This is a genomic window from Streptomyces sp. NPDC093085, from assembly GCF_040683935.1.
In the GTDB taxonomy this organism is placed as follows: Bacteria; Actinomycetota; Actinomycetes; order Streptomycetales; family Streptomycetaceae; genus Streptomyces.
Window position 1 is genome coordinate 284,066 of record NZ_JBFBFB010000005.1, and the last position, 20,227, is coordinate 304,292.

18 protein-coding genes and 1 pseudogene are annotated in these 20,227 nt (G+C 72.6%); 11 read left to right on the top strand and 8 right to left on the bottom strand.

The annotated features are described in order from the left end of the window. Window positions 1–91: 91 nt before the first annotated feature. Window positions 92–433 (top strand): metalloregulator ArsR/SmtB family transcription factor, encoded by a 342-nt coding sequence (locus AB0O07_RS17780; RefSeq protein ID WP_365633772.1) that lies wholly within the window; start codon window positions 92–94, stop codon window positions 431–433. Beyond that, the gene (locus AB0O07_RS17785; RefSeq protein WP_365633775.1) at window positions 430–867 is read left to right on the top strand and encodes an ATP-binding protein; all 438 of its coding nucleotides are present in this window, start codon (window positions 430–432) and stop codon (window positions 865–867) included. Before AB0O07_RS17780 ends, AB0O07_RS17785 begins: the two co-directional genes overlap by 4 nt. Here the strand turns inward: AB0O07_RS17785 and AB0O07_RS17790 are convergent. Then, a complete protein-coding gene (locus AB0O07_RS17790; protein ID WP_365633778.1) occupies window positions 851–1,630 on the bottom strand; it encodes a PhzF family phenazine biosynthesis protein in 780 nt (259 codons plus the stop codon). The genes AB0O07_RS17785 and AB0O07_RS17790 overlap by 17 nt on opposite strands. A 114-nt stretch (window positions 1,631–1,744) precedes the next feature. Between AB0O07_RS17790 and AB0O07_RS17795 the strand changes: the two genes are divergently transcribed. Continuing rightward, window positions 1,745–3,109, top strand: coding sequence for an alginate lyase family protein (locus tag AB0O07_RS17795; RefSeq protein ID WP_365633781.1), 1,365 nt, complete (start codon window positions 1,745–1,747; stop codon window positions 3,107–3,109). Between the two features lie 201 nt (window positions 3,110–3,310). On the opposite strand, the gene AB0O07_RS17800 is transcribed toward AB0O07_RS17795, so the two are convergent. Beyond that, window positions 3,311–3,625, bottom strand: a complete 315-nt coding sequence (locus AB0O07_RS17800; RefSeq protein ID WP_365633784.1) for a hypothetical protein — start codon at window positions 3,623–3,625, stop codon at window positions 3,311–3,313. Window positions 3,626–3,706: 81 nt separating this feature from the next. On the opposite strand from AB0O07_RS17800, the gene AB0O07_RS17805 reads away from it, so the two are divergent. Genes AB0O07_RS17805 through AB0O07_RS17815 form a run of 3 tightly spaced genes read left to right on the top strand, consistent with a single transcriptional unit; the run spans window position 3,707 to window position 5,307 of the window. Continuing rightward, entirely contained in the window at window positions 3,707–3,958 is a 252-nt protein-coding gene (locus tag AB0O07_RS17805; protein WP_365633787.1) for a hypothetical protein, read from the top strand. Then, entirely contained in the window at window positions 3,933–4,448 is a 516-nt protein-coding gene (locus tag AB0O07_RS17810; protein ID WP_365633790.1) for a DUF6879 family protein, read from the top strand. Before AB0O07_RS17805 ends, AB0O07_RS17810 begins: the two co-directional genes overlap by 26 nt. 4 nt (window positions 4,449–4,452) lie before the next feature. Continuing rightward, window positions 4,453–5,307, top strand: coding sequence for a helix-turn-helix transcriptional regulator (locus AB0O07_RS17815; protein ID WP_365633793.1), 855 nt, complete (start codon window positions 4,453–4,455; stop codon window positions 5,305–5,307). 122 nt (window positions 5,308–5,429) lie between these two features. On the opposite strand, the gene AB0O07_RS17820 is transcribed toward AB0O07_RS17815, so the two are convergent. From AB0O07_RS17820 to AB0O07_RS17840, 5 genes and pseudogenes are all read right to left on the bottom strand, one after another. Then, on the bottom strand, window positions 5,430–6,155 hold the full coding sequence (locus AB0O07_RS17820; protein WP_365633796.1) for a sarcosine oxidase subunit gamma family protein: 726 nt from the start codon (window positions 6,153–6,155) through the stop codon (window positions 5,430–5,432). Continuing rightward, on the bottom strand, window positions 6,148–9,360 hold the full coding sequence (locus tag AB0O07_RS17825; RefSeq protein ID WP_365633799.1) for a 2Fe-2S iron-sulfur cluster-binding protein: 3,213 nt from the start codon (window positions 9,358–9,360) through the stop codon (window positions 6,148–6,150). Before AB0O07_RS17825 ends, AB0O07_RS17820 begins: the two co-directional genes overlap by 8 nt. Next, window positions 9,357–9,662, bottom strand: coding sequence for a sarcosine oxidase subunit delta (locus tag AB0O07_RS17830; protein ID WP_365633802.1), 306 nt, complete (start codon window positions 9,660–9,662; stop codon window positions 9,357–9,359). Before AB0O07_RS17830 ends, AB0O07_RS17825 begins: the two co-directional genes overlap by 4 nt. Window positions 9,663–9,850: 188 nt before the next feature. Further along, a complete protein-coding gene (locus AB0O07_RS17835) occupies window positions 9,851–11,209 on the bottom strand; it encodes a sarcosine oxidase subunit beta family protein (RefSeq protein ID WP_365633805.1) in 1,359 nt (452 codons plus the stop codon). Between the two features lie 212 nt (window positions 11,210–11,421). After that, a pseudogene (locus tag AB0O07_RS17840) lies at window positions 11,422–12,171 on the bottom strand (serine hydroxymethyltransferase); the annotation flags it as partial. 235 nt (window positions 12,172–12,406) lie between these two features. Between AB0O07_RS17840 and AB0O07_RS17845 the strand changes: the two are divergent. The 5 genes from AB0O07_RS17845 to AB0O07_RS17865 all read left to right on the top strand — a co-directional run bounded on the left by AB0O07_RS17845 (window position 12,407) and on the right by AB0O07_RS17865 (window position 19,096). Then, on the top strand, window positions 12,407–13,111 hold the full coding sequence (locus AB0O07_RS17845) for a GntR family transcriptional regulator (RefSeq protein ID WP_365633808.1): 705 nt from the start codon (window positions 12,407–12,409) through the stop codon (window positions 13,109–13,111). Between the two features lie 234 nt (window positions 13,112–13,345). Continuing rightward, window positions 13,346–14,704 carry an MFS transporter gene (locus AB0O07_RS17850; RefSeq protein WP_365633811.1) on the top strand — a complete coding sequence of 453 codons (1,359 nt, stop codon included), beginning with the start codon at window positions 13,346–13,348 and terminating at the stop codon, window positions 14,702–14,704. 258 nt (window positions 14,705–14,962) lie between these two features. Then, window positions 14,963–16,342, top strand: a complete 1,380-nt coding sequence (locus AB0O07_RS17855; RefSeq protein ID WP_365633814.1) for an NAD(P)/FAD-dependent oxidoreductase — start codon at window positions 14,963–14,965, stop codon at window positions 16,340–16,342. A gap of 94 nt (window positions 16,343–16,436) precedes the next feature. Next, on the top strand, window positions 16,437–17,357 hold the full coding sequence (gene dapA, locus AB0O07_RS17860) for a 4-hydroxy-tetrahydrodipicolinate synthase (protein ID WP_365633817.1): 921 nt from the start codon (window positions 16,437–16,439) through the stop codon (window positions 17,355–17,357). A gap of 92 nt (window positions 17,358–17,449) precedes the next feature. Further along, complete coding sequence (locus AB0O07_RS17865; protein ID WP_365633820.1) at window positions 17,450–19,096, top strand: aldehyde dehydrogenase family protein; 1,647 nt, start codon at window positions 17,450–17,452, stop codon at window positions 19,094–19,096. Window positions 19,097–19,127: 31 nt separating this feature from the next. Here AB0O07_RS17865 and AB0O07_RS17870 read toward each other — a convergent pair whose 3' ends face one another. Next, entirely contained in the window at window positions 19,128–19,907 is a 780-nt protein-coding gene (locus AB0O07_RS17870; protein WP_365633823.1) for a GntR family transcriptional regulator, read from the bottom strand. Window positions 19,908–20,227: the final 320 nt, after the last annotated feature.

Here is a 20,227-nt window from a genome sequence, read left to right on the forward strand (position 1 = left end):
GGAATTGCAAAGTTCTGCAATTGCCTACATGCTGTACGGGCTGTGTCCGCTGCCGTGAGGGCAGTGCGGCTGAAGGGAGGGCGAGGGTTCCGTGGGAGTACCGCTGTACGAGGCGAAGGCCGAGTTCTTCCGGATGCTCGGGCATCCGGTGCGCATCCGGGTCCTGGAGCTGCTCCAGGACGGCCCGATGCCGGTACGGGAGCTGCTCGCCGCGATCGAGATCGAACCCTCCGCGCTCTCCCAGCAATTGGCCGTGCTGCGCCGCTCCGGGATCGTCACCTCCAGCCGCGAGGGGGCGACCGTCGTCTACGAGCTGGCCGGCGGGGATGTCGCCGAACTCCTGCGCTCGGCGCGGCGGATCCTGACCGAACTGCTGGCCGGGCAGCACCAACTCCTCCAGGAGCTGCGGGAAGCCGAGGTCCCGGCGCGGTGAGCCGCCGCATCGCACCGCTGCCGCACCGGCATGTGCTGACCCTGCCGGCCATGCCCGCGGCCGTACGGACGGCGCGCGAGACCACGCAGCAGCTCCTCGCCGAGTGGGGCATCAGCCCGCGCCACCCGGCAGTCGACCCGGCGCTGCTGATCCTGAGCGAACTGGTCACCAACAGCGTCCGGCACGCCGCCGCGCTCTCCCCCAACGTGACCGTCAGTTACGCGGCCGGCCACGACACCCTCGTCTTCGCGGTCCACGACCGCCACCCCTACCGCCCGCACCTCCCGGCCCCTCCGGCGGCGGCCACCGTCCGGGACGGGGCGAAGGGGCTGGCCACCGTCATGGAACTCACGGCCGGTCTCGCGGGCACGGCGGTCGTCCACGAGGACGGCGACGGCGGCGGCAAGAGCATCTGCATCACGCTCCCTCTCTGAGCACTGACCCTCCGTCACTTTCGACGTTGGCTTCGGCTCCGGCTTCGGTTCCGGCTCCGGCTCCGGCGTCCGCCACGACGCGCCCGCCGACCTCGACCCATCCCCCGGCGGCGGCCCGGACCAGGATCTCGGAGCCCGCGCCCTGACGGATCCGCAGGTCACGGCCGAGTTCCCCGGCGAGCAGCAGCGCCGCGGCGCCGGTCGCCTCGTCCTCCGCGATGGCGTCGCCGCGCCGGGGGAAGCCCCGTGCGCGTACGGTGCCCGCGGTCTCGTCGGCCCAGGCCCAGGCGTACAGCCAGCCCTCGCCCGGCGGCGGGGCGGGCAGCGCGTCGACCTCCTCGGGGGACCCGTACCGCCGCGTACGCTTGCCCGCCACCCACTCCGGCCGCCCCCGGATCCAGGTGAACTCCCCCGCACCCTCCTCGACTCCCCCGGCCCCCTCCACCCAGGTGGCCACCTCCCCCGCCACCGTCCGCAGCACCTCCACCGGGGCCCCGCGCCGCCGCAGCAGCCAGGCGGTGCCGATCAGGGGGTAGCCGGCGAAGGGGAGCCGTACGCTCGGGGTGTAGATGTCCACCTCGCCCCGGGCGGCGTCGTCCACGAACACGGTCTCGGAGTAGCCGAGCCGGCGCGCCACCTCCTGCCGTGCCGGGCGCCCGGGCACCGTACCCCCGTCGTACACGACCCCCAGCGGGCTCCCTCCGGCGCCGTCCGCGCCCACGAACACCCGGACAACGTCCACCTCGAAGTCTCCATCGCTCATGGAGCACATCCTCCATCCCACATCCCACGGCCAGGTTGTCAGGAGCATGCCCTGCCCCTACGCTCGCACGGTCTCGTTCGTGAATCGTGTTCATATACATGATGGGAGCGTTCGATGCACGGCACTCCTCACCCACGCACGACAACCCTCTTCCGGCCGCCGTCCTTCCGGTCGCCGGTCCTCGCTCTGGTCCTCGCGTCGCCCCTCGCCGTAGTCCTCACCCTGGTCCTCGCCCTGACCCTCACCCTCACCACCCTCCCCCCGCCCGCCGCCGCCGCGGCACCCGGTGACGGAACGCGGGCGGCGGCCCCCGCCACCGTCGTGATCGACGGCGAGCGGATGCGGCGGACCCGTACCGCCGTCGCCCACGGTGACCCGGGGCTCCGGCGCGCCGTCGCCACGCTCACCGCGCAGGCGGACTCCTGGCTCGGGCGGGGCCCGTGGACCGTGGTCGACAAGCCGCGGCCCGCGCCCAGCGGTGACCCGCACGACTATCTGAGCCAGGCCCCGTACTGGTGGCCCTCGCAGCCGAAGACCGAGGAGAACCCCTGGGGGTGCCCGTACGTCTCGCGCGACGGTGAGCGCAACCCGGAGATCGACACCGGCACCGACCGGGGGGACCTCAGCCGGGTCGTGACCTCGGCGACGACGCTCAGCCTCGCCTGGTACTACACCGGACGGCAGCGGTACGCGGAGCATGCCGCCGAGATCCTGCGCACCTGGTTCGTGGCCCCGGCCACCCGGATGAACCCGAACCTGAATCACGGGCAGTTCATCCCGTGCAAGTACGACGGCCGGGCCATCGGGATCATCGACTTCTCCCAGCAGTTCACCAGCGCGTTGGACGCGATCGCCCTCCTGGACGCCGGTGCCCCGGGGTGGACGAGGAGCGACCGGGCCGGGATGCGGGCGTGGAACCGGGAGTTCCTGGAGTGGCTGGTCGACTCGCCGTTCGGCAAGGAGGAGTCCGCCGCCGAGAACAACCACGGGACCTTCATGGACATGCAGGTCGCCGCGCTCGCCCTGGCCACCGGCGACCGGGCGCTCGCGCGCCGTACCGTCCTCGACGCGCGCGCGGGGCGGATCGACGTGCAGATCGCGTCCGACGGCAGCCAGCCCCAGGAGCTGGCCCGTACCCGGAGCTGGCACTACTCGACCTTCAACCTGGTCGCGTACGCACGCCTCGCCGCGATCGGCAGGCAGGTCGGCGTCGACCTCTGGGCGTACGAGGGCCCCCGGGGCCAGAGCCTGCGCAAGGCGGTCGGCACCCTGCTCCCGGCGGCCACCGGCGCGGCCCCCTGGCCCCACCCCGAGCTGGAGTTCCACCGCTACGCGGCCACGGACATCGTCCACGCGGCGGCCGACGCGGGCGACCGCGCCGCCCGAGCCGCCGTCCCGCACCTGCAACCACCCCCGGAAGGCGACCTCTGGCCCCTCCGCCCCGCCACCGAACAACTCGACGGGCCCCTCTTCCCCTGACCCGAGCGTCCCCATCCCCGTCAACATCCCTGTCAACGGGCCCCGGCCACGCACGGCCGGGGCCCGCCCTGTCCCGTACACCAGGGTGAGCACCCCTGGTCCGGTGTACGGGATCTCATCGCCCGGGCGGCGGGTGGTCGCCCGGACCGGCCACCGGACGCCAGGTAACGGGGCTCACCGGGCTCACGGAACTCACCGGGCTCACCGGGTGCCCGCCCGACGGGTTCGGCAGGCCCTGATGAGCCGGTGGAGGCCGTGTCCGGCCGGGCACTCGGCGGCCTCGTCCACGCACTGCTCGCACCGGCCGCGATGGTCGAGCAGCGCGCGGTGCGCGGCGACACCGGCGCAGGGCGGGCAGGCCCGGGGGAAGACCCACCAGCCCCTGCCGGACTCGCGCCCGCCGAGATCGACCACGGCGTCACCGGACAGCCGTGCGGGGCACCAGACACACTCGGCACCGCGCGCCTTCTCCGGGGCCAGGAGGTCCAGTTGCGGCAGGACCAGGGCCTTCAGCACCTCGGCGGGAGACCGGGTGGCCGGCGCGCCGCGACAGTGGTGCAAAACCCTGCAACTGACGAGCGCGGGAGGCCAGCCGCCATGACGATTCACTTCGTCGGGATCGACCCCGAGACGGACGAGGACGGGTGCCCCACGGCCTGGGTGGACAAACAGGCAGAAGATCTGCTCCTCCAGAGCTTCCAGGCGGACGACGAGACCACCGAGGCGTGCGAGGCACTGTCTCCGGCGCGGGCGCCGATCCCGCCCGGTGAGACCATCATCAGGATCCCCAAGCGGATGATCCCGATCATCAGGAAGGCATGCGATGAGCTCGATCCCGGAGTTCACTGAGCTTCTCGCCGGCGCTTCGGCATCGGCGGTCCACCTGGAGATGCGGGACGCCTACTACAGCAACCCCCGCTTCGAGGCGTGGCGGAACGGCGGCCGTGTCGACTGGGACGACCGCGCGGCGTGGTGGCGCCCCTTCCATCAGGACATCGCGGACGCCGTCGCGCGCGGCGTCCGGGTCCGACGCGCCCGGATCGTATCCGAGCCGACAACCGCGTACATCCGCTGGGAGCACTACCAGACCCGGGCCAACCTGGAGGCCGGCGAGCAGGTGAGATGGCTGCCCCGGCACCAGGCGTGGGATCTGCTGCTGCCCGGCAGCGATCTGTGGATCTTCGACGGGCGTCTCATGCGCGTCCACCACTTCTCCGGCGACGGGGAATGGACCGGCAAGGAGTTGTGCGACGATCCCGCCGTGGTCGGCCGGCACGCGGCCGCGTTCGAGCGGGTCTGGCAGCGGGCTGTCCCGCACGATCAGTACGAGGCCGAGTAGACCGGTGCCGACATTCCCCACGTCCGGTGTGCAGGAGGCACGCACGGCTCTCGCGGCCCGGCTGCGGGAGCTGCGCCTGGACGCGGGCATCACGGGCAAGGAGCTCGCCGCGCGCTGCGACTGGTCCGTCGCCAAGTCTTCGCGGATCGAGAACGCGGTCACCGCCCCGTCCGACGCGGACATCCGCGCCTGGTGCGCGGCGTGCGGCGACGACGGGCAGGCGGCCGACCTGATAGCGGCCAACCGCCAGGCCGACGCCCTGTACCTCCAGTGGAAGCGGGTTCAGCGCACGGGCATGAAGCGGCTGGCGGAGAGCTCCGCCAAGCTGTACGAACGCACCCGCCTGTTCCGCGTGTACGCCTCCCATGTGATACCTGGTTATCTCCAGACGCCCGGCTACGCGACGGCGCTCATGGGCACGATCGCCGCCTTCCGTGGTACGCCGGACGATGTCGGCGAGGCGGTGGAGGTCCGGATGCGCCGGGCCCGGGTCGTCCATGAGGGCGACCACCGTTTCGCGACGCTCATCGAAGAGAACGTCCTCCATCACCGGGTCGGCGACGAGAACGTGATGGCCGGCCAGCTCGGCAGTCTGCTCGCCGCGATGTCCCTGCCGTCCATGTCGATCGGCATCGTCCCGGCGGCGGCCGGCAGAGAGGCGGTCATGTGGCCGCTTGAGCAGTTCACCGTCTTCGACGACGCACGTATCCACGTGGAACTGCTCGCCGCGAAGGTGACCATCACCGCCCCCGGCGAACTGGACATCTACCTGCGTGCGTTCGCACGGCTCACGGAACTGGCCGTGTACGGACCGGAGGCCCGCGCCCTGATCCTGAAGGCGATAGCGGCGCAGAGCTGATCCCGGAGGTGGTGGTCCGGATGGTGATCCGGATGGTGATCCGGATGGTGATCCGGACACGGTGCTGGGGGCAGCGGCGTTCGAACAGGCCGACAGGCCAGCAGGCCGACCCGGGCGCGCCGTCACGCCACCTCCGGCCCCGCGAACTCGGTCATCGCGTCGACCAGCCAGCGGGCGACGTAGTCGGCGTAGGAGGCTCGGGGGAGGAGGTGCCAGGTGTCCTCGGGGGTGTTGGGGGTCTCTGGGGTCTCGGGGGTGTTCGCCGTGTGCCAGAGGATGAGGGGGGCCGGGCCCAGTTGGGTGGTGTGGGCCTGGCCGGGAGGGAAGGAGCGGGGGTGGAGGTCCAGGGGGCAGCCCTTTTCCAGGACGGGGCGGGCGGAGGGGCCGCGTAGTTCCAGGGTGGTGCGGTTGGCCGAGACGTCCACCACGGAGCCGGGGGCGCCTGCCAGTGCCTGGTGGAGTTCGGCGGTAGGGGGGCGGCTGCCCGGGGGCGTGACCAGGAGCCATTCGTCGGGGCCGAGCCAGAGCAGCGTGCCGGCGGGGGAGACCGGGGCCGTCTCGCCGCACCGGGCGGGGAGCCGGGCCTTCAGGTGTCGCTCGATCCGGGTGGCCGCCGCCGAGCCGGGCTCCACGCGCAGGCTGAGCATCACCGCGTACGGGATCTCCCGAACGCTGACGGCGCGCGGGCCGGTCACCGTGGCGCGGCGGAGGGTGTCGGTCAGGTGGGTCAGGGGGGCGCGGAGGAGGGGGGTGGGGCCCCCGGCCGTGTCGGTCAGGGGGAGGAGGGGGGAAGGGTCGGGGGTGGGCACGGGGGCGGGCACGGGGGTGGGGGGCTTGGGGTCAGCCATCTCGTTTTGTGCCTTCCGGGTCGTAGAGGGCGGGGGCGCAGACCCGGACCGGGATGCGTGTGTCGTCCACCACCGCGTGGACCGTGTCGCCCACCCGCTCGCGGCCCGCCTTCAGCAGCGCCAGGGCGAACGGGGTGCCCAGCGCCGGGCTCCGGTAGCCGGAGGTGACATGGCCGAGCATGGGCACCGGCGGAGTCAGGGGCGGTCGGGGGGTGTCGGCGGGGATGAGCTGGGTGCCCTCCGGGAGGTGGGTCGTGCCGTCCTCCGGCACGAGCGCCACCAGGTGTTTGCGGTCGGGGCGGCGGGTGTCGGGGCGGGTGAAGGAGCGTTTGCCCAGGAAGTCCTTGGACGTGGAGACCGCCCAGGACATTCCGGCATCCTGGGGAGTCACCGTGCCGTCGGTGTCCTGGCCCACGATGACGAAACCCTTCTCCGCGCGCAGGACATGCATGGTCTCGGTGCCGTACGGGGTGATGCCGTACGGGCGCCCCGCTTCCAGCACCGCGTCCCAGACCGCCTGGCCGTACCAGGCCGACACGTTGACCTCGTACGCCAGTTCACCCGAGAAGGAGATCCGGCAGATCCGCGCGGGCACCCCGCACGCGAGAGTTGTCTCGCGGAAGGTCATGAAGGGGAAGGACGGTACGGAAACGTCGAGTTGGGGGGCGAGTCCCGCTACCACCTCCCGGGAAGCCGGGCCCACGACCGCCACCGTCGCCCACTGCTCCGTCACGGACGTGCAGGTGACGTCCAGTTCGGGCCACTCGGTCTGGAGCCACTCCTCCAGCCACTCCAGTACGGCGGCGGCGTTCCCCGTGGTCGTCGTCATCACGTAACGGCCGGGCGCCACGCGCAGGGTGACCCCGTCGTCGAAGATCATGCCGTCCGGCTTGCACATCACCCCGTATCGGGCCGAACCGGGTTTGAGCTTGCGGAAGTTGTTGGTGTAGACGCGGTCCAGGAACTCCGGCGCGTCCGCGCCCCATACCTCGATCTTGCCCAGCGTGGAGGCGTCCATCACCGCGACGCCCTCGCGCGCGGCGCGGCACTCGCGTTCCACGGCCTCCGCCATGTCCTCGCCGGGGCGCGGGTAGTACCAGGGGCGTTTCCACTGGCCGACGTTCTCGAACACCGCGCCGTGCGCCACATGCCAGTCGTGCATCGCGGTGCGGCGCTCGGGGTCGAAGAGCTCGCCGCGCTCGCGGCCGGCCAGGGCGGCGAAGACCACGGGGGTGTACGGGGCGCGGTAGGTGGTGGTGCCGAGGTCGCCGGGGGAGGGGGATGGCCTTCTCTCGGGGGGCTCGGATGGGGCGATTCCGGTGTCGGCGATTTCGGTGTCGGCGATTTCGGTGTCGGCGATTTCGGTGTCGGCGTTCTCGGCCAGCAGCGTGGCCAGGACGCCCAGCGTGTTCACCCCGGACGTCCTGCCCTGGTCGGCGGCGGTCCCCGCGGTCGTGTACCGCTTGATGTGCTCCGGGCCGCGCATCCCGGTGCCGACGGCCCGGCGGATGTCCGCCACCGTCACATCGCGGGCCAGGTCTACGAAGTGGGTGTCGTCCCCGCCGCCAGGGGTGTCGTCCGGTACGTACCACAGGGGGCGTACCGGGGTTTCCGGGGCCGAGCGGGCCGGGGGTTCCGGGGTACGTGTGGTACGTACGGGGGCGTGGCCCGTCTCGTGCGCTGCCACGGCGCCCGCGTACGCGCCCTCCGCCACACACTCCGGGATGCTCCACGTCCCGCACACCGCGCCCGCCAGGTGCTGGCCGTCGACCGGGGCCGCCGGGAGGAAGGCGGCGCGGGCCGGGTCCCAGCGCAGGGTGCCCTGGCGCTGGCTGTGCAGGTGGACCACGGGGCTCCAGCCGCCGCAGACCGCCAGGGTGTCGCAGGCCAGCTCCGTACGGTCGCCGGTCGGCCTGCCTTCGGCGTCCAGGGTGCGGACGGTCACGCCGGTCAGGCGGGGGGTGCCGTGCGTGCCGGTCACCGCGCCGGACAGGTGGACCGGGGTGCCGGTCGTACGGCGCAACTCTTCGGCACGGGGGGTCGGTTCGGGGCGGGTGTCGATGACCGCCGCCACCCCGATGCCCGCCGCGAGGAGGTCCGCCGCCGTGTCGTACGCGCTGTCGTCCGTCGTGGCGATGGCGATCCGGGTGCCGGGGGTCACGCCGTACCGGTTGACGTACGTACGGACCGCCGAGGCCAGCATCACTCCGGGGCGGTCGTTGCCGGCGAAGACCAGGGGGCGTTCCTGGGCGCCGGTGGCGAGGACGACGCGGGCGGCTCTGATGTGCCAGACCCGTTGGCGCGAAACGCCTGCCGGGACAGGGGAGTTGGGGCCAAGGTGGTCGGTGCGGCGCTGGAGGGCCAGGACGTAGTTGTCGTCGTACGCGCCGAAGGCGGTGGTGCGGGTGAGGACGGTCGTCCCGGGGGCGGCGGCGAGCGCGGCGCGGGTGGCGGTGAGCCAGTCGAGCCAGTCCGGCCGGTCAGGGCAGCCGGTCCAGTCGGGGCAACCGGGCCGGTCCGGACGGTCCGGACGGTCCGGACGGTCCGGACCGTCCGGATAGTCCGGTCGGTCCGGATAGTCGGACGGGGTGTGGGGCGCCGGATGGCCCTCGGCGGCCGGGCGGGCTTCGATCGCGGTGGCGCCCTCCGCAGCGGCGTCGCGTGGATCGCGCGCGCGTTCCGAGAGCAACGAGCCGCCGGTTTCCGGCTGTTCGTCCACGAGCAGCACGCGCGCCCCGGTCGCCGACGCGGCGGCTGCCGCGGCGAGGCCGGCCGGGCCCGCGCCGATGACGAGGACGTCGGTGTGGACGTACTTCTTGTCGTACACCGCCGGGTCGGGCGTCGGGTCGAGCCGCCCGCGCCCGGAGAGCAGGGTGGCCGACAGCCCGTCGTACGCCTCGACCGTGGTCGCGGGCAGCATCCCCTCCCCGCACGCGCCGGAGAGCTGGAGCAGGGCGTTGGGCTCCTCGGTCCCGGCGGCGGTGATACCGCGCGGGCGGGCCCGGTAGAGGGAGGGGGCCGTCTCCAGGATGCCGGCGGCGAGCAGGGCGGAGGCCACGGTGTCGCCGGGGTGGGCGGTCAGCTCGCGGCCGTCCACCGTGCAGAGGAGCGGGGTCGTACGGTCGATACGGCCTCCGCTCGGGAGCCGGCCGGGCTGGGCGGGGCGCCCCCGGACGGGCTGGGCTTCGTCGTTCTTCGGCGTCATCGGCGCTCTCCGGCCGGGTGGGTGGGCGGCAGGTCGGGGCGGGGGTCCCCCGGGCGGTACGTGGCGAGGATCCGGTACGTCTCCGTGTCCCGTACGGCGTTGAACCAGCGGCGGCAGCCCGTGCCGTGCATCCACCGTTCGGCGAAGGGGCCCTTGGGGTTGTCGCGGTAGAAGAGGTACGCGGCCCACTCGGCGTCGTCCAGGGCGTGCGGGTCGGCGGGGTACGGGACATGGGCCTGGCCGCCGTAACGGAACTCGGTCTCGTTCCGGGGGCCGCACCAGGGGCAGTTGACCAGGAGCATGGGGAGTCGGCCTCTCGGGGGGGCGGTCTCGGGGTCGGGGGCGGTCTGGGTGTCGGACTCGGTGTCGCTGTCGGACTCGGGTCGGTGGGCCGGCGTGTCGGTGGCCCGGCGGGTCAGTGGGCCTGCGGTGTCAGTGGACCAGTGGGCCCGGCGGGTCAGTGGGCCTGCGGTGTCAGTGGGCCTGCGGGTCAGTGGGCCACGGCCGCCGCGCCGTGTTCGTCGATGAGGGCGCCCGTCACGAAGCGGTCCAGCGCGTAGGGCGCGTTGAGCGGGTGCGGGGCGCCGGTCGCGATGGTGTGGGCGAAGGTCCACCCCGCCGCCGGGGTGGCCTTGAACCCCCCGGTCCCCCAGCCGCAGTTGACGTACAGGTTCTCGACCGGCGTGGCGGAGATGACCGGCGAGGCGTCCGGTGTGACGTCCACGATGCCGCCCCAGGTGCGGAGCACATGCGCGCGGGCGAAGACCGGGAAGAGTTCGACGGCGGCGGCCATCTGCTGCTCGATGACGTGGAAGCCGCCGCGCTGGCCGTAACCGTTGTACGGGTCCACCCCGGCGCCCATGACCAGCTCGCCCTTGTGCGCCTGCGACACGTACACATGCACGTGGTTCGACATGACGACGGTCGGGTGGACGGGCTCGTGGAGTTCGGAGACGAGGGCCTGGAGCGGATGCGACTGCACGGGGAGCCGGAACCCGGCCCGTTCCGCGAGGACGCTGCTGTGCCCGGCCGCCGCGAGCCCGACCCGCCCGGTGTGGATCCGGCCCCGGGTCGTCTCGACGCCGACGACCCGGCCGCCGCCGCCCCTGCCGTCCCCGCCCTTGCCGCCTCCCTTGCCGTCGATGAGAAAGCCCGTGACCTCGCAGTTCTGGATCAGGTCGACGCCCATCTCGTCGGCGCGGCGGGCCAGCGCCCAGGCGACGTGGTCGTGCTTGGCGATACCGGCGCGCGGCTGGTACGTGGCGCCGAGCACCGGATAGCGGGTGTCCTGCGAGACGTTGAGGATGGGGCAGACCTCGGCGGTCTCCTCGGGGCCGAGCCACTCGGCGTCCACCCCGCTGAGCCGGTTGGCCCCGACGCGGCGCACGCTCTCCCGTACGTCCTGGAGGGTGTGGGCGAGGTTGAGGACGCCGCGCTGGCTGAAGAGGAAGTCGTACCCCAGTTCGTCGGGGAGCCCCTCCCACAGCTTGAGGGCGTGCTCGTAGATCGCCGCGCTCTCCTCCCAGAGGTAGTTGGAGCGGATGATGGTGGTGTTGCGGGCCATGTTGCCGCCCGCGAGCCACCCCTTCTCCAGGACGGCGACGTTGGTGATGCCGTGGTTCCTGGCGAGGTAGTACGCGGTGGCGAGGCCGTGCCCGCCGCCCCCGATGATGACGACGTCGTAGGAGGGGCGGGGGTCGGGGTTCCGCCACAGGTGGGACGGGTGCTCGCCGAGTTCGGGGTGCTCGCGGAGTCCCGGGCGCCGGGGGTGTCCGGAGTGTCCGGGGTGTCCGGGGCGTTCGGGGTGTCCGGGGCGTTCGGGGTGTCCGGGGTGAGCATCGGTTGTCATGCCGTCGCGTCCTTCCGCTCCGAGCCCGCCGGGTAGAGCGGGAACGCCCTCGCCAACGCCCTTACCCTGGCGCGCAGTTCAGCGGCCCGCTCCGACGTGAGGCCGTCCGCCGCTCCGTGCCCCCGCCTGACCGCGCGCCTCTCGTGCCTCTCATATCCCCCGTACGCCCCGTATCCCCCGTACGCCCCGTATCCCCCGTACCCCGCATCCCCCTTCAGCGCCTCCGCGACGATGTCCGCGACCTCGCGGAACTCCGCCGCGCCGAAGCCCCGGGTCGCGAGTGCCGGCGTACCGATGCGGAGGCCGGAGGAGACCATCGGGGGGCGGGGGTCGAACGGGACGGCGTTGCGGTTGACGGTGATGCCGATACGGTGCAGCCGGTCCTCCGCCTGCCGCCCGTCGAGGGCCGAGCCGCGCAGGTCGACCAGGACGAGGTGGACCTCGGTGCCCCCGGTCAGCACGGAGACGCCGGTCTCGGCGACGTCGTCCGCGAGCAGCCGGCCCGCGAGGATCCGGGCGCCCTCCAGCGTGCGGCGCTGCCGCGCGCGGAACTCCTCGGTGGCGGCGATCTTGAAGGCGACCGCCTTCGCCGCGATCACATGCGTCAGCGGTCCGCCCTGCTGCCCGGGGAAGACCGCCGAGCCGAGCCTCTTGGCGTACGCGCCGCGCGCCAGGATCACCCCGCCGCGCGGGCCGCCGAGGGTCTTGCGGGTGGTCGTGGTGACGACATCGGCGTACGGGACGGGGCTCGGGTGGAGCCCGGCGGCGACCAGGCCCGCGAAGTGCGCCATGTCGACCAGGAGCAGGGCGCCGGTCGCGTCGGCGATACGGCGGAAGGCGGCGAAGTCGAGCCGGCGCGGGTACGCGGACCACCCCGCGACGATCAGCCTGGGCCGGTGCTCCCGCGCCAGCCGCTCGACCTCGGCCATGTCGATCCGGAGGTCGTCCTCGCGGACGTGGTACGTGGAGGGCGTGGCGGGGGCGGAGGGTGTGGCGGGGGTGGTGACCGGGTTCGCTGTCATCTGCTGCGCACCATCCTAAAATGCGGCTGGTCGACAACTGATATATCAACTGCTGCGGTAACGTATGGGACTCCGGAGAGCAGGTCAAGAGGGCATCGGTACATCGAGGCATTAAGGGCATCACGTGACGACGGGGACGGGATCGACGGAGACGGGATCGGCGGGGACGGGACCTATGAGCCAGGAGTACCCCGAGGGCCCCACCGTCCCGGCGGCCGGGACCCCGGAACCGGCCCCGGCCCCCACCCCCGCCCTCTCCCACGCCGAGCGGGCCTACCGCGCCATCCGCGACCGTCTGGTCATGCTCGACATCCGCCCCGGCGCCCCCATCAACGAGGACCAGCTCGCCCACTCCCTCGGCCTCGGCCGGACCCCCGTACGCGAGGCGCTGAAGCGGCTCCAGTACGAGCGGCTGATCACCGCGTACCCCCGGCGCGGCACCTTCGCGACCGAGGTGAACATCACCGACCTCGCCCATATCTCCGAGGTGCGGCGGCAGTTGGAGCCGATGGCCGCCGCCCGTGCCGCGCACCGCGCGGGCGCCGGGGAGCGCGCCCGGCTCACCGCGCTGCTGGGCGAGGTGGAGCGGCTGGCGGCCGGGGAGACGGCCGAGGAGCTGATGCGGCTCGACCTCGCGGTGCACCGGGGGATCTACGCGGCGGTCCGTAACCCGTACCTCGAAGACACCCTGGTCCAGTACGACAACCTCGCCACCCGCGTGTGGTGCCTCTTCTTCGACCGGCTCCCCGGCATGGCCGGCCATATCCAGGAGCACGGCCCGCTGCTGCGCGCGATCGTCGCCGGCGAGGCGGAGAGCGCCGCCGACCTGGCCCGTAACCACGTCGACGGCTTCGAACGGGCCATCCGCGCCGTCATCTGATCCGGCTGCCGGAACACGTTCCGGGGCAGGCCCCCACCCGAACCGCCCGAACCTCCCGAACCCCGCCCCGAAGCGAATCCTGCGCAAACTCTTGTGTGATCTGTGATCACATCCTAGTGTCCGCGCAAACGCCAGCCGGGCCCGGCGCCGTTCCCGTTCCCGTTCGCCAGGGACCGATCCCGTTCACCAAGGACCGTTCCCGTCCGCCAAGGACCAAGGACCAAGGAGCCAGTGATGTCCACGGAGCCAGCGATGTCCACGAACCCCCTGGAAGACGCGCCACTCTCCACGTTCCACAAGAAACTCACGCTCTACGCCTCGGGCGGCCCGTTCCTCGACGGATACGTGCTGTCGATCATCGGGGTCGCCCTCGCCCAGATCACCACCCAGTGGGGGCTCAGCTCCTCCACCCAGGGGCTGATCGGCGCGTCCACGCTGGTCGGCATCCTGCTGGGGGCCTTCGCCGGCGGGTATCTGACCGACCGGTTCGGCCGCCAGGCGCTCTTCACCATCGACCTGATCGTCATCATCGCCGCCTCCCTCGCCCAGTTCTTCGTCCAGGACGCCTTCTGGCTGATCGCGCTGCGCCTGGTCATCGGGGTGGCGGTCGGCGCCGACTACCCGATCGCGACCTCCCTCCTCACCGAGTTCACCCCGCGCAAGTACCGGGGGCCGCTGCTCGGCGCGTTCGTCGTCATGTGGTTCGTCGGCGCCGCCGCCGCGTACCTGGTCGGCGAGGTGCTGCGGCAGGTCGGCCCGGACGGCTGGCGGTGGATGCTGGCCAGTGCGACCGTGCCCGCCCTCGCGATCGTGCTCGCCCGGTTCGGCACCCCGGAATCGCCCCTCTGGCTGGCGAGCAAGGGGCGCAGGGACGAGGCGAACAAGGCGCTGGAGCTGAGCTTCGGCCCCGGTGTCACGGTGGACGACCTGGAGCCCGAGCCGGCCGAGAACCTCGACCCGCGCGCCCTGCTCCGCTCCGGCTACGGGAAGCGGATGCTGTTCATCTCGCTCTTCTGGAGCTGTTCGGTCATCCCGCTCTTCGCCGTCTACGCCTTCGCGCCCGCGATCCTCACCGCCCTGAAACTCGGCGGCGACCTGGTCCACTACGGGTCGGCGCTGATCACCGTCATGTTCCTGGTCGGCTGCGTAATCGCGGTCCTGCTGGTGAACCGGATCGGCCGCCGCCCGCTGCTGATCCACAGCTTCGCCTGGTCCGGGGCGGCGCTGCTGCTGCTCGGGGTCTTCCCGGACTCCACGGCCGCGGTGATCATGATCCTGTTCGTGGCGTACGCGATCTTCACCGGCGGCTCCCAGATCCTCCAGTGGGTCTACCCCAACGAGCTCTTCCCGACCGAGATCCGGGGCTCCGCGGTGGGCCTGGCCTCCTCGCTCAGCCGGATCGGCGCGGCGATCGGCACGTATCTGGTGCCGATCTCCCTCTCCGCCCTGGGCGTGGGGGCGACGATGCTCATCGCGGCGGCGGTCAGCGTCGTCGGCATGGGGATCTCGATCGCCTGGGCCCCGGAGACGCGCGGCATGACGCTGGCGGAGAGCGCGTCACTGGACAGCCGCCCCCTCGAACCGGTTTCCTGACCCCTCCCGCTTCACTCCCCCTCCCTGCTCCACTCCCCTCCCTGCTCCACCCCCTCCCTGCTCCACTCCCCTCCCTGCTCCACCCCCTCCCTGCTCCACCCCCCTCCCTGCTCCACCCCCTCCCTGCTCCACCCCCCTCCCTGCTCCGCCCCCCTTCCTGCCCCCCGCTTCTCGGCCCTGCCCCTTGATCTCAGATGTGATCACAAATCACAGATCACAGATCACGAACCTGGATCAGGATCACAGAATGGAACGCACATGAAAGACGTCGTCATCGTCGGCGCCGGGATCGCCGGCCTCTCCGCCGCCTGGCGGCTGCGCCACTGGGACACCCTGGTGCTGGAGTCCGAGGGCCGGGTGGGCGGCCGTATCCGCTCCGAGCGGCGCGGCGACTACTGGCTGAACTGGGGCGGGCACGTCTACGCGGGCGGCGACTCCGCCACCGGGTGGCTGCTGGACAACACCGGGGTGGACGCCGTACCGGTGCCCGGTTCGCTGGCCGGGCTCGCCATGAACGGCAAGCTGCTCCTCAAAGGCCGGGTGGAGACGTACCCCTTCCGTATCCCGATGCCGATGTCCGCGCGGGTCGGCATGGTCAGGGCGGGCGCCAAAGTCGCGCTCTCCGTGGCCCGTTACGCCCGTATCGTGGGCCGGCGCCCCGGCGAGAGCCAGGCCCAGCGGCAGCAGCGCATCTACGACTTCATGAACGACCGCTCGTTCAAGGAGTTCATCGGCGACCTCCCGGAGGACGCCGAGGCGCTCTTCAAGCCCACCGTCACCCGCTCCGCCGCCGATATCGACCAGCTCTCGGCCGGCGCGGGGGTCGGCTACTTCAGCCTGGTGTGGAACATCGGCGGCGGCCTCAACCAGTCGATCCTGGGCGGCCCTTCCACCCTCACCGAGTCGATCGCGGCGGCGCTGGGCGAGCGGCTGCGGCTGCGGGCCCCGGTCGACGAGATCGTCCAGAAGAAGGACCATGTCGTCGTCCGCTACCAGGAGGCGGGTGTCGCGCACGAGGTGGCGGCGCGGTGCGTCGTGCTCGCCACGCCCGCGACGGTGGCCCACCGGATCGCCGTCGACCTCGACCCCGAGGTGCGCGAGGCCCTGTCGAAGATCGTCTACGGCCCGTACGTCAGCGCGGCGTTCCTCAGCGCCGAGACGGGGCGCCAGGCGTGGGACGGCGCTTACGGCATCGCCACGCCGAAGCGCTCCTTCAACGTCGCCCTCAACATGTCCAATATCGCCCGGGGTTACGAGCACGAGCGGCGCCCCGGATCCAGCCTCATGACCTTCTCGCCCGGCAGCCTCGCCCGCGAACTGCTGGAGCAGGACGACGACACCGTCCGCCGGATCTACCTGGACGACCTCGACCAGGTGCTGCCCGGTTTCGCCGGCCATGTGGTCGAGGCGGAGGTGCAGCGCTGGCCCACCGGCGCCCCGTACTGCTTCCCCGGCCGCGCCCGGCTCCAGCCCGCGCTCTCCCGGCAGGGCGGCCGGGTGTTCCTGGCCGGGGACTACCTCGGCACGCTCTACACCGAGACCGCGATCCACTCCGGGCTCAGCGCGGCGCAGGAGGTACGCGGCGTGATCGCCTCGGAGCGGCAGCGGGCGCGTGCCGACCTGGCCGCGACGGCCTGACGGGACCGGTTCAGGTCCCGGTTCAGGTCCCCTCCCCTTCCCCTCCCCTTCCCCTCATTCAGCCCAACTCGGCTCCCCCGCAAGGAGATTCACCATGAACGCGACCCCTGACACGCCCCGTATCAGCGGCATCCTCACCGCTCTCGCCACCCCCTTCGCCCCCGACGGTGCCATCGACGCGAAGCTGCTGCGCCGCCTGGTCGACCGCAGTGTGGACGGCGGCGTCGACGGGGTCGTCGCCTGCGGCTCCACCGGCGAGTTCGCGGCGATGACCGGCGACGAGCGGCGGCTGCTCGTGGAGACCGTGGTCGACCAGGCCGCGGGCCGGGTCCCCGTCATCGCGCAGACCGGCGCGGTCGCCACCCGGGAGGCCGTCGCCCTCTCCCGGCACGCCGAGGCGGCCGGGGCCTCCGTCGTCATGGTCGTCGCCCCGTACTACGAGGCGCTCACCCTCGACGAGACGGTGCGCTACCTGGGCACCGTCGCGGACTCCGTGAGGATCCCCGTCATGCTCTACAACCTCCCGGACGCGACCGGCGTCAACCTCGACCCGGACACGGTCGGCGCGCTCGCCCGCCGCCACGAGAACATCCGCTACATCAAGGACACCAGCGCCGACATGGCGCAGGCGGGGCGGCTGATCCACCACCACGGGGAGGTGATCTCCACGTTCGTCGGCTGGGACAGCCTGCTGCTCGCGGCGGTGGCGGAGGGCGCGGCCGGGGTGATGGCGGGTACCGCCAACATCATGCCGGCCGAACTGGTCGCCGTTCACCGGGCGCTGACCGCCGGCGATCTCGACGCGGCGCGCGCCGTGTGGGGCCGGGTGTATCCGCTCATGGACACCCTGATGTCGGCGCCCTTCATCCCCGCCGTCAAGGCCGCGCTGGAGGAGATCGGCCTCCCGGTCGGCCCGCCGCGCGAGCCCCTGCTGCCGGTGTCCCCCGAAACCCGGCAGCACATCGCCACCGCCCTGGCGGCGCTCCCGCACCTCACGCTCACGGCGACGGACTGACCCTCGCGCGGGCCCGGCGAGCGCAACCGGCCCGGCGACGGCCGGGCCAAGCCACTCCCCTAACTCCCCTCCCCCATAAAGGAGTTCACCCCATGACGACGACCTTCACCGTTCGCCGGGCCGCGAGCAGCGCACCCGCTGCCGCGCCGCTCCTCGACCCGAAGGAACTGCCGCCTGCCCGGCTCTTCATCGGCGGCACGTTCACCGACACCGTCGCCCCGGAACGTACGGAACGTACGGACGTGATCGACCCCGCCACCGAGGAGGTGATCGCCCGGATCCCCGACGGGAGCGCCGAGGACGTGGACCGTGCGGTACGGGCCGCCGCCGACGCCGCGCGGGGCGGATGGGCGCGGCTGGTGCCCAAGGAGCGGTCGGAGATCCTGCACGCGATCGCCGGCCGGATCGCGGAACACGCAGACGTCCTGGTCCGGCTGGAGGCCGCGAACACCGGCAAACCGCTGTCCGTCGCCCGCGACGACGTGGCCGGGACCGTCGACACCTTCCGCTTCATGGCCGGCGCCCTGCGCGCCCCCACCAGCATGGCCGCCGGGGAGTACGCCGAGGGGCATCTCTCCGTCGTCCTGCGCGAGCCGCTCGGTGTCGTCGGTGTCGTCACCCCGTGGAACTACCCGCTGCTGATGGCCGCCTGGAAGCTCGCTCCGATCCTGGCGGCGGGCAATACGGTCGTGCTCAAGCCGTCCGAGCAGACCCCGCTGACCACGCTCAAGTTCGCCGAGCTGGTCGCGGATCTGCTGCCGCCCGGGGTACTGAACGTCGTCACCGGCCTCGGCCCGGTCGTCGGCGCCCGGCTCGCGGAACACCCGGACGTGGCGATGATCGCGCTCACCGGCTCGGTCGGCAGCGGAAAGGCGGTGGCCCGCGCGGCGGCCGGTTCGCTGAAGCGGGTGCACCTCGAACTCGGCGGCAAGGCGCCCGTCGTGGTGCTGGCCGACGCCGATGTCCGGGCCGTCGCGGCGTCGTTGCGCGTCGCCGGATTCTGGAATTCCGGCCAGGAGTGCGGCGCCGCCTGCCGGGTCCTCGTCCATGAGTCCCTGGCCGACGCGCTCGTCGCCGAACTCGCCCGGGAGGTGGCCGGACTCGTGGTCGGGGACCCGCGCGCGGGCGAGGAGGTGGAGGTCGGCCCGCTGGTCTCGAAGGCCCACTTCGACCGCGTACGGGGCTACCTGGGCCGGGCGCTGGGCGCGGGCGCCCGTGCGGTGACCGGCGGCGGCGCGCTCGACGGACCCGGGTACTTCGTCGCCCCTACGGTGCTGGTCGATGTGGCGCCGGGCGCGGAGATCACCCGGGAGGAGGTCTTCGGCCCGGTCGTCACGGTGGAGACGTTCACCGACGAGGAGGAGGCGGTCCGCCGGGCGAACGAGGGCGCCTTCGGCCTCTCCGCCTCGCTCTGGACGGAGTCGGCCCGCCGCAGCCACGCGCTCGCCGCGCGGCTGGACGCGGGCACGGTCTGGGTCAACTCCCATCTGGTCCTCGCCGGCGAGGTCCCCTGGGGCGGCTTCAAGGGCTCGGGATACGGGCGCGACCTGTCGCTGTACGCGCTGGACGACTACTCCCGTACCAAGCACGTCATGCACAACCAGGTCCCGCAGGGTCAGGACATGCAGGGCCAGGTCCCGCAGAGCCAGGACACGCAGGGGCAGGACCCGCAGGGCCAGGACACGCACAACCAGGTCCCGCACGAGCAGGTCCGGCACGACCACACCCCGGCGGGCTGACACCCCGGCCGACGCCGCACGCACCCCCGGGTCACGGCGAGCCCGTAACTCCCTGGGCCCGCTCGCCCCCCTCGGCTCCCTTGGGCCCCTCGGCCCCCTCCCGATGCGCCACGAGCCGGTCCTTGATCCGGGCCGTGGCGTCCAGCAGCGAATCGGTGCTGGCGGCGGCGGCGACGTCCTCGTCGTGCTCCCGCGCGGCCCGGACCAGGCGCTCCTGGTACCGCCAGAGCGAGTCGTCGGAGCCGTCGGAGCCGGTGGAGCCCGTGGAGCCGGCGCCGGACGCCTCCATCGAGGCCCTGGCGCCGACGATCTTGTACGCGCGGCAGTGCTGCCAGAGCGTCCTGATCGTGTCGACCAGCACCGGGTTGCCGGCCGCCTCGTACAGGGCGGTCAGCAGCGCCTCGTCGTGGTCGAGGTACGCGACGACGGCGCCCTCGGCGAGGGCGCGGCGCATCAGGTCGTACTCGGCGCGCATGGTGGCGATGCCCGCCTCGTCGATCCGGCGGCTCCCCATCCGGGCCGCCTCGACCTCCAGCAGCCGCCGCACCCCGTACACATGGAGGAGTTCGGCGAGCGGCAGGGTCTTCACCACGGCGCCCTTGTGCGGCTCCCGCTCGACGAAACCGGCCTCCTCAAGGCGCCGGATCGCCTCCCGTACGGGCATGACACTCGTCCCGACCCGCTCGGCGAGATCCCGGATCCGGAGGCGGGCGCCGGCGGGGAGGTCGCCGTTCATGATGGCCTCGTGGATCAGCGCGTACACCTGGTCCGTCAGGGAGGGGGACGGCTCGACACGCTTCGACAGGTCCACGGCAGAATTATAGGTGCGGCCCCCATACCTCCCCAGATCCCTCCCCCACCTCCTCCACCGCCCCCAATACCTCCCCCTCCTCCACCGCCCCCGATACCTCCCCCTCCTCTACCGCCCCTGATACCTCCCCACCTCCTCCACCGCCCCCGATACCTCCTCTACCTCCCCTACCTCCCTGTTCGGGACAATGCCACGCTTCGGCACGCGGAAGCCGCCCGTCATTCGCGGTGTGTTCATGTCCCGCTCCTACGGTTGCGCCGCCCGGCACGTACACCGGTGCGGTTCACGCCCGGCGCGGTCGAGAGACCGCGGGGCCGTGA

What these genes read in the sequence shown, in the direction of transcription:
- AB0O07_RS17830 (WP_365633802.1), bottom strand. Translation starts at nt 9,662, where the DNA reads ATGCTCCTGGTCAACTGCCCCTGGTGCGGCCCCCGGAACGAGACCGAG.
- AB0O07_RS17825 (WP_365633799.1), bottom strand. Translation starts at nt 9,360, where the DNA reads ATGACGCCGAAGAACGACGAAGCCCAGCCCGTCCGGGGGCGCCCCGCC.
- AB0O07_RS17795 (WP_365633781.1), top strand. Translation starts at nt 1,745, where the DNA reads ATGCACGGCACTCCTCACCCACGCACGACAACCCTCTTCCGGCCGCCG.
- dapA (WP_365633817.1), top strand. Translation starts at nt 16,437, where the DNA reads ATGAACGCGACCCCTGACACGCCCCGTATCAGCGGCATCCTCACCGCT.
- AB0O07_RS17810 (WP_365633790.1), top strand. Translation starts at nt 3,933, where the DNA reads ATGAGCTCGATCCCGGAGTTCACTGAGCTTCTCGCCGGCGCTTCGGCA.
- AB0O07_RS17865 (WP_365633820.1), top strand. Translation starts at nt 17,450, where the DNA reads ATGACGACGACCTTCACCGTTCGCCGGGCCGCGAGCAGCGCACCCGCT.
- AB0O07_RS17805 (WP_365633787.1), top strand. Translation starts at nt 3,707, where the DNA reads ATGACGATTCACTTCGTCGGGATCGACCCCGAGACGGACGAGGACGGG.
- AB0O07_RS17850 (WP_365633811.1), top strand. Translation starts at nt 13,346, where the DNA reads ATGTCCACGGAGCCAGCGATGTCCACGAACCCCCTGGAAGACGCGCCA.
- AB0O07_RS17845 (WP_365633808.1), top strand. Translation starts at nt 12,407, where the DNA reads ATGAGCCAGGAGTACCCCGAGGGCCCCACCGTCCCGGCGGCCGGGACC.
- AB0O07_RS17820 (WP_365633796.1), bottom strand. Translation starts at nt 6,155, where the DNA reads ATGGCTGACCCCAAGCCCCCCACCCCCGTGCCCGCCCCCGTGCCCACC.
- AB0O07_RS17855 (WP_365633814.1), top strand. Translation starts at nt 14,963, where the DNA reads ATGAAAGACGTCGTCATCGTCGGCGCCGGGATCGCCGGCCTCTCCGCC.
- AB0O07_RS17790 (WP_365633778.1), bottom strand. Translation starts at nt 1,630, where the DNA reads ATGAGCGATGGAGACTTCGAGGTGGACGTTGTCCGGGTGTTCGTGGGC.
- AB0O07_RS17835 (WP_365633805.1), bottom strand. Translation starts at nt 11,209, where the DNA reads ATGACAACCGATGCTCACCCCGGACACCCCGAACGCCCCGGACACCCC.